The sequence below is a fragment of the Agrobacterium salinitolerans genome, assembly GCF_002008225.1.
Lineage (GTDB): Bacteria > Pseudomonadota > Alphaproteobacteria > Rhizobiales > Rhizobiaceae > Agrobacterium > Agrobacterium salinitolerans.
Map to the genome: position 1 here is coordinate 54,711 of NZ_MRDH01000013.1, position 14,790 is coordinate 69,500.

Consider the following 14,790-nt stretch of genomic DNA (forward strand, 5'->3'; position numbering starts at 1 on the left):
GAGGATAAGGCCATGGCAGGCGATAGACCCTTCATTCCCCTTGGCATTGCGGTTCTGACTGTTTCGGACAGCCGCACGCTGGAGAACGACAAGTCCGGCGATACGCTCGTCGCAAGGCTGGAAGAAGCGGGCCACAGGCTCGCGGCCCGCGCCATCGTGCCTGACGATAAGGCGGCGATCGCAGACACGGTGCGCGAATGGACTTTGTCTGAAGGCGTGGACGTGGTCATCACGACAGGCGGCACCGGCTTTACCGGCCGCGACGTGACGCCCGAGGCACTGGAGCCACTGTTCGAAAAACGCATGGACGGGTTTTCCGCACTTTTCCATCGCATTTCCTATGAGAAGATCGGCACCGCCACCATCCAGTCACGTGCGACCGGTGGCGTGGCGAACGCCACCTTCATCTTCGTGCTGCCGGGGTCACCGGGGGCTTGCAAGGATGCGTGGGACGGTATTCTCAAGGCACAGCTCGATTATCGTCATCTGCCGTGTAACTTCGTGGAAATCATGCCGAGGCTGGATGAGCATTTGAAGCGTGGGGCTGGCGGCGTTTAGATCAACGGATCGAGGGTATGCGGGGCTTTACCCCCCCTCTGCCCTGCCGGGCATCTCCCCCTCAAGGGGGGAGATCGATCTGCGGCGATGTCTCGTCCATCTTGAAGCTTGAGAATGAAGCGACAAGAGAGCCTCTTGCCGATCTCCCCCCTTGAGGTGGAGATGCCCGGCAGGGCAGAGGGGGGTAAAGCCCCACGCACATCCGGTTCGCAGACGATGCACGACAAAAAAACCATCACCCCAGATATTTTTTGAAAAACTCCACCGTCCGCCCCCAAGCAAGATCAGCCGCCGCCTTGTCATAACGAGCCGAGGACGTGTCATTATTGAAAGCATGGTTGACGCCGTCGTAAACGAAGATTTCGAAGGTCTTGCCGTTTTCCTCCAGCGCCTTCTTATAGGCGTCGATACCGGCATTGATGCGCTCATCGAGACCCGCATAGTGCAAAAGCAGCGGCGTCTTGATGGCAGGTACATCGGCCGCCGGGGCCTGCTGGCCGTAATAGGCGACGCCGGCATTCAGGCCTGCCGATTTGGTGGCGAAACGGTTGACCAGCCCGCCGCCCCAGCAGAAACCGACCGCGCCGACCTTGCCATTCGCGCCCTGCCGGGCCGCAAGCCATACCCGGCCCGCTTCGGCATTGGCGACGGTCGCATCCATGTCGAGACCGCTGAACATCTGCCGCGCCTTCTCCTCATCGGCGGGCGTGCCGCCCTGCGGTGAGAGGAAGTCGACCGCCAGCGCCCGGAAACCAGCGAGCGCCACCCGTCTTGCCACGTCACGAATATGGTCGTTCAAGCCGCGGTTTTCGTGGATGACGATAACTGAGCCGATGGGACCGGAAGCGGATTTCGGCGTAACGAGGTAACCCTTCATCTCACCGCCGGGGGCGGGATAGGTCACTTCTTCGGCAACGACCCTGTCGTCATCGGCCGCGATGACCGCCGCATGGGCGCTGTTGGCCGAAAGAAGCGGGGCGATGGCCGCCGCCGCAGCACCTGACCCGGCCAGCACGGTGAGCTTTTCCATGAATTTGCGGCGGTCGAGGCTGAGATGGGTATATTCATCGTAAGCGTCGATCATGGCCTGCGTGATCTTGGGCTTGTCCATCGCTCTATCCTCCTTGAACGCGCGGATGCGGAAAGATAGCGCAGATCGCAGGGCGGGGAACGAGGCGGGGGCGAGCGGCGCCACACATTTGCGTGAGCGCCCCCTCCGGTTTTTCACATCAGGCGGCGAGATCCACGACAATACGGCCGTCGATCTTGCCCTCTTCCATGCGGTGGAAGATGTCATTGATGTTTTCGAGCTTGTCCCACGAGAAGTGGGCGGCCACCTTGCCTTCGCCGGCAAAGGTCAGCGCCTCCTCCAGATCCTGCCGTGTGCCAACGATGGAACCGCGTACCGTGATGCGCTTCAGCACCGTGTCGAAAACCGGAATGGAGATGAAGCCCGGCGGCAGGCCGACAAGCGCCATGGTGCCCTTGGAGCGCAGGAAGCCGTAGGCCTGCTCCATGGCCTTTGGCGACACCGCCGTCACCAGCGCGCCGTGGACGCCGCCGGTCGCCTTCTGCACCTGCTCCACCGCGTCAGGCGCGCGACCATTGACGACGACATCGGCTCCGAGCTTTTTCGCAAGCGCCAGCTTGTCATCGAAAATATCGGCGGCAACGACATGCATACCCATTGCCTTGGCATATTGCACGGCCATGTGGCCAAGCCCGCCAATACCCGAAATGACTACCCATTCACCGGGCCTGACTTCGGTTTCCTTGAGGCCCTTATAGACCGTAACACCGGCGCAAAGCACCGGTGCAGCCGGGCCGAAATCGAGATTGTCCGGCAGGCGGCCGACGAATTTCGGATCGGCAAGGCCATATTCAGCAAAGCTTCCATTGACGGAATAGCCGGAATTCTTCTGGCTTGGGCACAGCGTTTCCCAGCCCGTGCGGCAGGGAATGCAGCATCCGCAAGCGGTGTAGAGCCAGGGCGTTCCGGCACGGTCGCCTTCCTTGATGCCCGTGACGCCAGCGCCGATCTTGGCGACGTAACCCACACCTTCGTGGCCGGGAATGAAGGGCGGATTGGGCTTGACCGGCCAGTCACCCGTTGCGGCGTGCAGGTCGGTATGGCAAATGCCCGTCGCCTTGTAGTTGATGAGAATCTCACCGGGACCGGGATCCGGTATCGCCACTTCCTCAATGGTCAGCGGTTTTCCAAATGCGCGGACAACCGCCGCCTTCATTGTCTTAGTCATGACATACTCCCTAATCTCTGTCCGCCAGAAATCCTCGACGGCAAGCGGAGATTAGCGGGGATGGGGCGTCATGGAATTGACCCATCGCAAATCGGAGCATTTTGCAATGCGGGATTGTCTCACTTATGAGGCAACCTCACGGTGCTGATTTATTCCAGTGCCAACCATATGGCGAGCCATACCCACAGGCAGACGACCAGCGCAAAGCCGATGCCGAACAACGCGCCGCGCTGACGCAGGCGATTGCTGGTGACATGGACATAGGAATGAGCATAACGCGAGAGCACGAACAGCCATGCCAGAACGACGGTGACGATATTGTCCGCATCCGTGATGTAAAGTAGCAGGCACGCAATGTGGAACAGGACCGGCAGCTCGAACTGGTTGGCAATATTGCGGTTCACCAGATAGCTTTCGCGCGCTTCCTCGCCGCGGTCGCGCAGCTTGATCGCGGATTCGCGATCCTTGAAGGTGTATTTGTTACGCCGGACGATCAGGAGCGCGTAAAGCCAGAAGACCAGAAAGACATGGGCGATCATCGGCCAGAACATTGCGGTCGTGGGTGACATGCTTTCTTCTCCAATCATCAAAACGCTCCCCGATCCGGCATGAATCGGGGAGCGCCAAATACTCAGTATCCTTTTACGGATTCGCCTCGAAAGATCAAACCGCGCCGGGGTAGTTCGGGCTTTCGCGGGTGATCGTCACGTCATGGGCGTGGCTTTCGCGCAGGCCCGCGCTGGAGATGCGAACGAAGGTGGCGCGTTCCTGGAATTCCTTGATGTTGCTGCCGCCGACATAACCCATGGCGGCCTTCAGGCCACCGGCCAGCTGGTGCAGGACGCCGGAAACCGGGCCCTTGTAGGGAACCTGACCTTCGATGCCTTCAGGCACGAGCTTCAGTGTATCGCGCACTTCCGCCTGGAAATAACGGTCAGCCGAGCCGCGCGCCATAGCGCCAACGGAGCCCATGCCGCGGTAGGCCTTGAAGGAACGGCCCTGATAGAGGAACACTTCACCCGGGCTTTCATCCGTGCCGGCAAGCAGCGAGCCGATCATGACGGCGGAAGCGCCAGCAGCGATCGCCTTGGCCAGATCGCCCGAGAACTTGATGCCGCCATCGGCGATAACAGGAATATCAGCGGCATTGGCGACTTCAACCGACGACATGATGGCCGCAAGCTGTGGAACGCCGACGCCGGCGACGATGCGGGTGGTGCAGATGGAGCCGGGGCCGATACCGACCTTGACGCCATCGGCGCCGGCATCGATCAGCGCCTTGGTGCCGTCGGCTGTCGCGACATTGCCGGCGATGATGCGAACCGAGTTCGACATCTTCTTGACGAGCGAAACGGCATCCAGCACGCGCTGCGAATGGCCGTGCGCGGTATCGACGACCAGAAGGTCGACGCCGGCATCGATGAGGCGCTCCGCGCGCTCGATGGCATCGGCACCAACGCTGATGGCAGCGGCAGCTCGAAGACGGCCCTGCGCATCCTTGGTGGCGTTGGGGTTCAACTGCGACTTCTCGATATCCTTGACGGTGATGAGGCCGACGCAATTGCCTTTTCCATCCACCACCAGCAGCTTTTCGATGCGGTGCTTGTGCAGCAGGCGGCGCGCTTCCTGCTGATCGACGCTGCTTTCCTTGACCGTGACCAGATTTTCGCGGGTCATCAGTTCGTAAATCTTCTGCTGCGGATCGGAGGCGAAGCGCACGTCGCGGTTGGTCAGAATGCCGACGAGGCGACCGTTCTTGTGGCCGCCGGACCCGCCGTTTTCAACCACCGGAATACCGGAAATGCCGTGCGCCTTCATCAAGGCCTGTGCTTCTGCAAGCGTCGCATCCGGGCCGATGGTGACCGGGTTGACGACCATACCGCTTTCGAACTTCTTCACCTGCCGGACTTCTTCGGCCTGTTCGATGGGGGTCAGGTTGCGGTGGATGACGCCGATGCCGCCGGCCTGGGCCATGGCGATGGCAAGACGGCCTTCGGTCACCGTATCCATGGCGGAAGAGAGGATAGGCAGGTTCAGATCGATATCGCGGGCAATGCGGGTGGCGATATTCGTCTGTCCCGGCATAACCTCGGAATGTCCGGGTTGCAGCAACACATCGTCAAATGTGAGAGCGTCCAAACCAGTGGGTGTTTGAATGATGCGTGCCATTACCAAATTCCTTCATACTGAAAATGCGTGGCCGTTCCGGAACGAAAAGTTCACCCCGGCGCCCTGCAAGGATTGCTTGGAAGTTGGCGAGGGCTGGTAACACGTTCATGACAGGAAGGGAATAGAAAAAACCCGGAATAACCTCCCGGGCTTTCTCTGTTGCTGCGTTGCAGCAGACGTTATAGCGCGTCGTGTGGGTCCTTGCCCCACACGACGCGCTATAACTGCTTGTTTTTATGCATGTCGTTATCGCAAAACCGCTGAACACTTTTGCGCGACATGCATTAGATGTCGAACTGATAGGATTTCGGCACGAAACGATAGCCCGTATCCAGCTTTTCCGCGTAACCGACCGCCGGGAAAGGCATGTGATACCCAAGGAAAGGCAAGCGGTCAGTGGCGATCATGTCATAGACCTTCTTGCGGGTCGCAGCGGCTGCCGCTTTGTCCATGTCGAACTTCACCTCCCAGTCCGGCTTTTGCAGGGAAAGGACGAAATGGTTGGCGGTATCCGCCGTCAGGATGAGTTGTTTGCCTTCCGATTCGACACGGAAGATCATGTGCCCCGGTGAGTGACCGAAGGCCGCCACGCCGGTAATCCCGGATACGACGCTGGCGCCGTCGCCAATGAAGCTCGCCTTTTCCGCCAGCGGCTTGACGTTTGTAAGAACGCCCTTGTGACCGCCTTCCGCCGGCGTGCCGACGCGCTTGTCGTCTGTCCAGAAATCATATTCCACCTGGCCGAACACATAGCGGGCCTTGGAAAAAGCCGGTACGCCCTTCTCCATCAGCCCGCCAATATGATCGCCATGCATATGGGTCAGCACCACCACGGTCACATCTTCCGGCGTATAACCGGCGGCCGCCATGCCCTCGATCAACCGGCCATTGCCCGCACCGCGCCCGGCTTCACCGAAACCGGTATCGAACAGCACGAGATCGGTGCCGGTATTGACGAGGACCGGCGAGAAGGAATTGACGAATTGCTCTTTCGGCAGAAAATTGTCTTCCAGCAATTTTCCAACCGTCTCGGGCGATTGATCCGTGCCGAAGGTCTCGCCGGGATTGGGGGCCGCGCGTGCGCCATCCTTCACCACCAGCACTTCGAAATTGCCGAGTTTGAAGCGGTTGGTTTCAGGTGGCATCGCGTGTTCTATCTCCATGGAAGTCTGCGGCTGGCTGGTCTGGGCATTTGCGCTGCGCGCCATCAAAATTGGCGCACCGAGAACGCTTGCGCCCGCCGCACCGATGAGGCCACGTCTGCTCATGCTGAAGGATTTGGTCATTATCTTACTCCCGATATCGCCAACTGGCCGTGATTGCCAACTGAACTCACCCAACGGACAATAGAGCGAGAAAGTTGCAAGAAAACCGGCCTCACGCAGGTTTGATCGGAACTTGAGAAATTGATAATTAACGTGTTGGCAAGCCGGGTTATCAGGCGTAGGAGGAACGGCGATATCCTTTGTCGCAGCGGAAAGCCGCAGGCAGCCTCAATGAACCGCATCATTCCACTCATCCTGGCAGTCGCTCTCTTTATGGAGCAGATGGACTCCACCGTCATCGCCACCTCGCTGCCGGCAATTGCCGCCGATCTTCATGTCGGCCCGATCACGCTCAAGCTCGCATTGACGGCCTATATGGTGGCGCTAGCGATCTTCATTCCCATCAGCGGCTGGATGGCCGACAAATATGGCGCGAAGAAAATCTTCCGTTTCGCCATCGGCGTTTTTGTGGTGGGGTCGATCTGCTGCGCGGTGTCGTCCTCGGTGTTCGAATTCGTACTTTCGCGTTTTTTGCAGGGCATGGGCGGGGCCATGATGACGCCCGTCGGACGTCTCGTGCTTTTGCGCACGACCAAGCGCAGCGAACTCGTCTCCGCCATGGCGCTGCTGACGATCCCCGGACTCGTCGGACCGCTCACCGGACCGCCCATCGGCGGTTTCATTACCACCTATTTTTCATGGCACTGGATTTTCCTCATCAACGTGCCGATCGGTATCATTGGCATCTGGCTGTCGACGATCTTCCTGCCGGAAATCGAAACGACAAATCCGCCGCCGATGGACGGCAAGGGCTTCGTGCTTTCAGGCATCGCCGCCTCCGGCGTGGTGTTCGGCCTCTCCGTCGTCAGCCTGCCCGCGCTGCCGCCGGCAATCGGCATCGCCTCGACCATCATCGGTTTCATCTGCGGTTTTCTTTATCTGCGCCACGCCGCGCGCCACCCTGCCCCCATTCTGGATTTTCGCATCTTTCAGAACGCGACCTTCCGGGCGGCTTCCGTCGGCGGCACCGTTTTCCGCATTTCCACGGGCGCCATACCCTTCCTGATGCCGCTGATGCTGCAGATCGGTTTCGGGCTGAACCCGTTCCAGTCGGGCATGATCACCTTTGCCGGCGCAATCGGCGCGATCACCACGAAATTCATGGCCAAGCGAGTGTTTGCGGCAACCGGATTTCGCTCGACGCTGATCGGGGCCGGCATCGTCGGCGCGTTCACGACGCTTGCCAACAGCTTTTTCACGCCTGAAACACCCTATCCGCTCATCATGATCTTTCTGGTGACGGCAGGATTTGCCCGGTCCTTCTTCTTCACCGGGTCGAATGCGCTCAGCTATTCCGATATCGAGGACAGGCAGGCCAGCCAGGCGACCTCGATGGCGTCGGTGTTGCAGCAGATCAGCCTCGCGCTGGGCGTGGCTTTCGCCGCCTCCATTCTGGAAGTCAGCAGCACGATGTCCGGCACGCACCTGCAGCTCGCCGATTTCCACATCGCTTTCACTATCGTCGCACTGGTATCGCTGTTCGCCATAGTGCCGATCATCCGCATGGACGGCAATGCCGGGGCGGCCGTCTCCGGCCACCGCGGCAAGGTCTCGCAACCGGCGGAGTGATTAAAGCGTCCTTTGTGCGCCCGTTTGGGCGTACAAAGGACGCTTTAACTCTTTGAATCTGGGCACCGTTACGGACAAAAATCGAATATGGCTTTCTGTCCGATGCGCTAGTCTTCGGAAGCCTCTCCGGCCTCCATATCGACCTGCGGCGCGTTCTTGCGGCCCTTGAAGTGTTTGGCAAGCAGGAACATTTCCACCGACTCCGAACGTGACGAGGCCGGTTTGATATGCAAGACTTGCTTGAAGTTCTTCTTGAGCATGTCCAGCAGCTGCTTTTCCGTGCCGCCCTGGAAGGTCTTGGCAAGGAAGTGCCCGCCCTCCGCCAGCACCTGAACGGCAAAATCGGCCGCGACTTCGCACAGATGCATGGTGCGGATGTGGTCGGTCTTCTGGTGCCCGGTGGTGGGCGCGGCCATATCCGACAGCACCAGATCAGGCGTACCGCCGACGGCCTCCATCAGCTTTTCCGGCGCGCTCGGATCGAGGAAGTCCAGCTGCAGGATTTTCACGCCGGGAATAGGATCGATCTCGAGGAAATCGATGGCCGCAACGCGAATGTCATCTTCTGTCGAATCCGTCACCTTTGAGGCGATCTGCGACCAGCTGCCGGGTGCGGCGCCGAGATCGATGATGCGGCGTGCGCCCTTCAGAATCTCATGCTTGTCGTTGATTTCCAACAGCTTGAAGGCGGCGCGGGCGCGATAGCCCTCAAGCCTGGCGCGCTGCACATAAGGGTCATTGATATGACGTTCCAGCCAGCGGCGCGACGAGGCCTTTAGCTTGGTCTTCTTGACCTTCTGGCCGATCTTGCGGCCGGTGCGGTTGTTGCTTGTCGGCGCCTTGCTCATGTCAAACCTTCCGTCCTGTCCTGCCGTGCCATCTGCATGCGCCTTATCCGGTTGCGCCGCCATGCGCCGTCATCCGCCATCATATCCGTCAGCAGGCCTTCGCGAAGGCCGCGATCCGCCACGCGCATGCGCCGCGCCGGCCAGCGGCGGCGAATGGCCTCAAGGATGGCGCAGCCGGCCAGAACCAGATCGGCCCTGTCAGGCCCGATGCAGGCATTGGCAGCGCGGCCCGCGAAATCCCATGCCAGAAGCTTGTCCTGCATGGCCGTCACCTCGGCATCGGAAAGCCAGAGGCCATCCACCTTGCGGCGGTCATAGCGTGGCAGATCGAGATGGACGCCGGCAAGCGTCGTCACGGTGCCCGAGGTCCCGATCAGGTGAAAATCCTCGTGATGGGTCTGCGGCGCGAGAGGCGGGCAGTGGAAGGCGTCGAGCAGCCCTTCGACTTCCCCCACCATGGCGGCGAAAACATCCGGCGTCACATCGCGCCCGCCATGACGTTCCGAAAGCGTGACGACACCGACCGGCAACGAGGTCCAGTGGGTGATGTGATTGGCGAGCCGGTTCGAGCGATTTTCCCCGACCTTGATAACGGCGATTTCCGACGATCCGCCACCAATATCGAACAGCACGACAGAGCGCGCTTCACGCCCGACAAGCGAGGCGCAGCCGGACACCGCAAGGCGAGCTTCAGTCTCGCGGCTGATGATTTCGAGCTTCAGTCCCGTCTCCCGCGTAACTCGCGCCAGAAACTCCTCGCCATTCGACGCAGCGCGGCAGGCCTCGGTGGCAATGAGCCGCATGCGCCTGATCGGACGACCGGAAAGCTTCGCGGAGCAGACTTTCAGCGCCTCGACAGCTCGATCCATGGCGTCGTCGGAAAGCCGGCCGCTCGACACCAGCCCCTCGCCCAGCCGGACGATGCGCGAAAAGGCGTCGACGACCCGAAACTGGCCGGGCCTCGTCGGCTGCGCGATTAGAAGCCGGCAATTATTGGTGCCGAGATCGAGCGCCGCATACATATCCGCCGGCGGCTCTTGGCCATGCTCGTGCTGGCGACCGGCATTGCGGGCGGATAGTTCGGATTGCCGATGCGGGTCCTGCCCGCCCCCTCCTGCCCGGCCGTTCTGCTTGCCAACGTGTTTCGGCGCATGGGTGGGAACCAGCGGACGACCCTGTGGATCGCGATGACCACGCTTGCGGTGGCGCGACTTTCGCCCTGCGCCCGGCGGCATGGAGGATGGATTGGCAGCATCTGTTGCAGCTGAACCCTGCGTCTGCACGGTGGAAGCTGGGGCAGCCTGCTGAGAAGCACCCTTGCCGCGAGAGCGCCTGCGACGCTTTCTCTTGCGCGGCTCGGCATCCGGCTCAAGAGCCGATACGTAGGAGGAACCGGCCGGAACATCTGCGGCAACATCATGCGACAGCACAGCAGCGTCACGGGGCTGACCGTCACGCTTGTGTTTCTTGCCACGACGGGATCGCTTCGCTTTCCCTTTGTTCGCCACCGACGCCCCTTGTTCCGACGGCTTTGGGCCGTTTCCGGGGTCGATCACTGTCTTGTCCATTTCGCCGCGCACAAGCGTAGACGCTATGCTGCTGGCTTTCATAAGGTTTCGTTGGGCCGACAATACCAGCGCAAGCGATTTTAGCCAAATGGTTTTTGGCAGGCGTCTTGTGGGAAGGGCTGATGCCTCGCCAAGACTGGGCGAGCATCGTCACGATCGCGGCTATGATTTCCGGATGCTTTCGAAATCGGAAGGCAGGTCAGCTCGTCGCCGGGCCTTGCGCGGACACCCACAAGTCATGAAAGGGCACCAATGTGGAGAAAATACTCCCCTCTCCCGGTAAGTCCTTGTGACATATAAACTTACTGGGAGAGGGGAATGGTACGGTTGAGTGGGGTCGAACCACCGACCTCAGGTGCCACAAACCTGCGCTCTAACCAACTGAGCTACAACCGCACATGAAACGCCGAAGCGGCGTCACGGGGGGTGACATAAAAGGTGTTTTGCCCATTTGCAAGTGCCTGTTCGAATTTTGCGAAAAAAGGCGAAGAAAGGCAAGCTCTTTTCAATGGGCCGGATTGTCATTAAGAGGCCGCGGCGGCCTGTTGACGTTAACTCTATTTGGCGATTCATCCGGCGGATGGTGGACCGGATCGCCCTGTGAAGTTATTTAAAATTCTGTTAACGTGATGCCTCGGCGGGTTTACGTTTAGAGCTTCATGAGGAAGCCGAAAGCCCGCGAGGTCCGGTAGTGCCAGAATAGGTTTCGACATGCCCGCCGTCCAGTATCCCTTTATCGATATCGCAGTACATGAACGGGTGCGTGACGGTTTCGGGCGCGGCGAGGCCATGGCGTTGTTCTCGCTCGACCTTAAAAACGCCCTTTGGGCCAATGGCCGGGGTGCGGCGCTGTTTGGCACGCCGATGGTCTATGATTTTCTGGAACAGGGCCCGAAACCGCAGGACGTGACCTTCCGGCAACTGGCGGCCGCGGCGGCGCGGCTTTCCAAAGCGGGCGACAGCCTGCCGTTTACCATTCGCATCACCTCGGGTTTCCGCAGCCTTGCCGTTACCGCGCGCGCGGAAGTCATCGAGGCCGAACCCGGCCAGCCCGCCATCCTGTTTTCCGCCCTCACCGATCAGGCCGCACCCGACACGGCGGAATGCGCCCGGCGCATGATCGAAGGGTTCGACGACCCCGATATCCATATGGCGGTTCTGAACGGCGAGAACGAGATTGTCGCTGCTTCCCCCGGCTTTTCTTCTCTCGGTATTACGCCCCACACAGCGCGGACGCTGGTGAAGATGGCGGCCGGACAGCCCGGCCATCTCGTCAAGCGGCCGGTGCCGACCGGCAAGGGTTATCTGCCCGCGGCCACCGGCCAGATCGCGACATCGCCCGAACTGAACCTGATGTTCGTGGTCGAAACCGCGCTGGGCACACTCGATCCCGTCAATGGTTTTTTCGAAGACAGGCCGCAGGAAGCGCCAGCCCTGCCGGTTGCGGAGACCAAGACTGTTGCCGCTGCAACCTCCTTCGATTCCGTGCTCGACGCTGTTGCCGGCATCGAGGATGTGGAAGAGGTACAGGAACTGCCGGTCGATCCCGAAGAAGAAGCGCCAGCGCAGCAGGATGACGACAGCGTCCTGTCCCTGCCGGAAGACGAAACGGAAACCCCGGCGGCGCTTTCCGCGCAGGACGCCGACACCGCTGCGAATGTGGCGATGACGGACGACATCGCCGATCTTTTCGAACTCGATGAGGATGAAGCAGAAGCGCCCTTAACCGAGCGGGCAATCGCCGATGCCCCTGCGGAAGAGGCTCAAGCCGAAGAAAACGCAGTCGCGGACGATGAAATCGTCGAAACCGCGCCCTTAGAAGCTGCTCCTGCGGCGGATGAGGAGGTAGCGGCGGAGACGGAGACCGAAGAGACGGATGTCGGCGCTGGCGCAGAAGCGCAGCCTTTTGTTTTCAATGCCGGTGCGCGCGCTTCCCGTTTCGTCTGGAAAATCGATGCGGAAGGACGCTTCAGTTCGATCTCGCATGAATTCGCGGAGGCGGTGGGCGCCAAGGCGGCTGCCGTTGAAGGCATGGGCTTTGCCGATGTCGCGGCCCTGTTCAATCTCGATCCGGACGGCAAGATCCGCGAGCTTCTCGGCCGACGCGACACATGGTCGGGCAAGACGATCTACTGGCCGGTGGAAGGCACATCGCTGATGGTGCCGATCGATCTTGCCGCCCTGCCCACCTATACGCGCTCCCGCGAATTCGACGGTTTCCGCGGTTTCGGCATCGTGCGGCTTGCCGACGCCGCCGAAGACCCGCATGCCACCGGCCTGACCTTCCTCAACGGCGAAGAGGCAGATCCCGCGGAAGCCCTGCCGCAGCACGCCATCGAGGATGAAAGCCACGAATTGCTGGCCTTTATCGATGAGGATGACGACGCGGCGCAAGACGCAAGTTCGATCGCTGATGATGAGGCCCCGGTAACGCAAGCCGATGCGGCGGATGGTGCATCGGACGTGGTTTCGGCAGAAGAACAGCACCATGATTATACCCCGCCGGAATTCGAAGCGCCGGTTGCGGCGCCCGCTCTGGAACCGGACTATTCCGACAAGGTCGTCCATCTGGAGGAGCGCCGCTCGCGCTCCCGCGAGGGGCTGACCGCAGGCGAGCAGGCCGCCTTCCGCGAAATCGGCAGAGCCCTTGCGCCGGCGGATGCTGCTTGCGAAAAAGACCGGGAAACGGATGAGGAGGCCATTTCCGCTGAGCCGATCATGCAGGATATCCAGCGGGATATCGATGCGGATGCTTCGGAAAGCGCGCCCTCCGAAACGGAAAATGACGGCAATAAAACCGAGCCCGCAGAGGAAGACGATCTTTTCGCCGATTATGTTCGTGGCGAGCAGCCTGCGGCCATTCGTGCATCCGCGGATGAAAGCGGTTCCGACGAAAAGCAGGAACCTGCGGCTGACGAGCGGCCGGCTGCCGATATGGCCGCCGCCATGGTCAGCCCGTCCGTTCGTCCCACGAATGCCTTGACGGCCGAGACGCTGGACCAGATGCCCGTGGCGCTTCTGGTGCATGCCGGCGACAGGCTGATCCACGCCAATCCGGATTTCCTGCGCTTGACAGGCTATGGTTCTCTCGACGAACTCGAAGAGGTGGGGGGTCTGGAAGCGCTGCTGCAGCGGCAGGAGCTGGAAGAAATGCCGGACAATGAAGGCGGCATGGTGGTCGTGAGCGCCGAAAACGACATCATTCCCGTCAAGGCGCGGTTGCAGTCTATCCGCTGGGAAGAGACCAAGGCGCTGATGCTGTCTTTGGTGCCGCTTGAGGAAAAGCAGGCGCCGGTTGCAGCAGCCAACGAAAATATTGCCACTGGCGATGTCGAAGGTGCGGAAGCAGGCAGCCTCTCCCTGTTGCAGGGGGAAGTGGAGGAGCTGCATTCCATTCTGGAAACAGCCACCGACGGGGTTGTGCTTCTGGGAGACGAAGGCGAAATCCGCTCGCTCAACCGTTCCGCCAGCGCGCTGTTCAACTATGACAACGCTGAAATCGCCGGCAAGCCTTTCGTCACCCTCTTTGCCCATGAGAGCCAGCGCGCCGTGCTGGATTATCTCTCCGGCCTTGCCAATAACGGTGTCGCCAGCGTGCTGAACGACGGCCGCGAAGTGATCGGCCGCGAAGCCTCCGGCGGCTTCCTGCCGCTGTTCATGACCATCGGCCGGCTAAAATCCTCGCATGGCTATTGCGTGGTTATCCGCGATATCACCCAGTGGAAGCGCACGGAAGAAGAACTGCGCAACGCCAAGCGGGCTGCGGAAACCGCCAATGCCCACAAGACTGATTTCCTGGCGCGCGTCAGCCATGAAATCCGCACGCCGCTCAACGCCATCATCGGTTTCTCCGACATGATGGCGACCGAGCGTTTCGGGCCGATCGGCAATCCGCGTTATGTGGAATATGCCAATGATATCGGCCGTTCGGGCCGGCATGTGCTCGACATCGTCAACGATCTGCTCGATATCTCCAAGATCGAGGCCGGGCAGATGGATGTGGATTTCATTGCCGTGCCGCTTAATGAAACGGTGGCCGAGGCGGTCTCGCTGGTGCAGCCGCAGGCCAATAACCAGCGCGTCATCATCCGCACCGCGCTTGCGCAATCCGTACCGCAAATCGTCGCCGACCTGCGCTCGATCAAGCAGATCGTGCTGAACATCCTGTCCAACGCCATCCGCTTCACGCCTTCCGGCGGCCAGATCGTGGTGTCCACCGCCTATGAGGCCAATGGCAGCGTGTCGCTGCGCATTCGCGACACCGGCATCGGCATGACCCGGGCGGAACTGGAACAGGCGATGAAGCCGTTCCGGCAAGTGGCTTCGTCCGGCAAGCGTGTACGCGGTGACGGCACCGGACTCGGCCTGCCGCTGACCAAAGCCATGGTGGACGCCAACCGGGCGAATTTCTCCATCACCTCCACGCCGAATGAAGGCACGCTGGTGGAAATTACCTTTCCGTCGCAGCGGGTTCTTGCCAACTGAGGCCATGCGG

10 protein-coding genes and 1 tRNA gene are annotated in these 14,790 nt (G+C 60.6%); 3 read left to right on the forward strand and 8 right to left on the reverse strand.

What is annotated here, in order from left to right:
• Nucleotides 1–12: 12 nt before the first annotated feature.
• Complete coding sequence (moaB, locus tag BS627_RS11420; protein WP_162520469.1) at nt 13–558, forward strand: molybdenum cofactor biosynthesis protein B; 546 nt, start codon at nt 13–15, stop codon at nt 556–558.
• Nucleotides 559–793: 235 nt separating this feature from the next.
• On the opposite strand, the gene BS627_RS11430 is transcribed toward moaB, so the two are convergent.
• The 5 genes from BS627_RS11430 to BS627_RS11455 form a co-directional block, all read right to left on the reverse strand.
• A complete protein-coding gene (locus BS627_RS11430) occupies nt 794–1,669 on the reverse strand; it encodes a dienelactone hydrolase family protein (RefSeq protein ID WP_077983355.1) in 876 nt (291 codons plus the stop codon).
• A gap of 118 nt (nt 1,670–1,787) precedes the next feature.
• The gene (adhP, locus tag BS627_RS11435; protein WP_077983357.1) at nt 1,788–2,816 is read right to left on the reverse strand and encodes an alcohol dehydrogenase AdhP; all 1,029 of its coding nucleotides are present in this window, start codon (nt 2,814–2,816) and stop codon (nt 1,788–1,790) included.
• A gap of 149 nt (nt 2,817–2,965) precedes the next feature.
• Nucleotides 2,966–3,367 carry an MAPEG family protein gene (locus BS627_RS11440; RefSeq protein ID WP_165691233.1) on the reverse strand — a complete coding sequence of 134 codons (402 nt, stop codon included), beginning with the start codon at nt 3,365–3,367 and terminating at the stop codon, nt 2,966–2,968.
• Between the two features lie 112 nt (nt 3,368–3,479).
• Nucleotides 3,480–4,985, reverse strand: coding sequence for an IMP dehydrogenase (guaB, locus tag BS627_RS11445; RefSeq protein WP_077983358.1), 1,506 nt, complete (start codon nt 4,983–4,985; stop codon nt 3,480–3,482).
• 284 nt (nt 4,986–5,269) lie between these two features.
• The gene (locus tag BS627_RS11455) at nt 5,270–6,271 is read right to left on the reverse strand and encodes an MBL fold metallo-hydrolase (protein ID WP_165691228.1); all 1,002 of its coding nucleotides are present in this window, start codon (nt 6,269–6,271) and stop codon (nt 5,270–5,272) included.
• A gap of 210 nt (nt 6,272–6,481) precedes the next feature.
• Between BS627_RS11455 and BS627_RS11460 the strand changes: the two genes are divergently transcribed.
• Nucleotides 6,482–7,879: an MDR family MFS transporter gene (locus tag BS627_RS11460; protein WP_077983362.1), complete on the forward strand. Its 1,398-nt coding sequence runs from the start codon at nt 6,482–6,484 to the stop codon at nt 7,877–7,879.
• Between the two features lie 107 nt (nt 7,880–7,986).
• Here the strand turns inward: BS627_RS11460 and BS627_RS11465 are convergent, their stop codons facing one another.
• The 3 genes from BS627_RS11465 to BS627_RS11475 form a co-directional block, all read right to left on the reverse strand.
• Complete coding sequence (locus BS627_RS11465) at nt 7,987–8,727, reverse strand: RlmE family RNA methyltransferase (protein ID WP_077983363.1); 741 nt, start codon at nt 8,725–8,727, stop codon at nt 7,987–7,989.
• Entirely contained in the window at nt 8,724–10,337 is a 1,614-nt protein-coding gene (locus BS627_RS11470) for a Ppx/GppA phosphatase family protein (protein WP_165691229.1), read from the reverse strand. Before BS627_RS11470 ends, BS627_RS11465 begins: the two co-directional genes overlap by 4 nt.
• Nucleotides 10,338–10,614: 277 nt before the next feature.
• Nucleotides 10,615–10,691, reverse strand: a tRNA-His gene (locus BS627_RS11475).
• 315 nt (nt 10,692–11,006) lie between these two features.
• Between BS627_RS11475 and BS627_RS11480 the strand changes: the two genes are divergently transcribed.
• On the forward strand, nt 11,007–14,780 hold the full coding sequence (locus BS627_RS11480; protein ID WP_077983365.1) for an ATP-binding protein: 3,774 nt from the start codon (nt 11,007–11,009) through the stop codon (nt 14,778–14,780).
• Nucleotides 14,781–14,790: the final 10 nt, after the last annotated feature.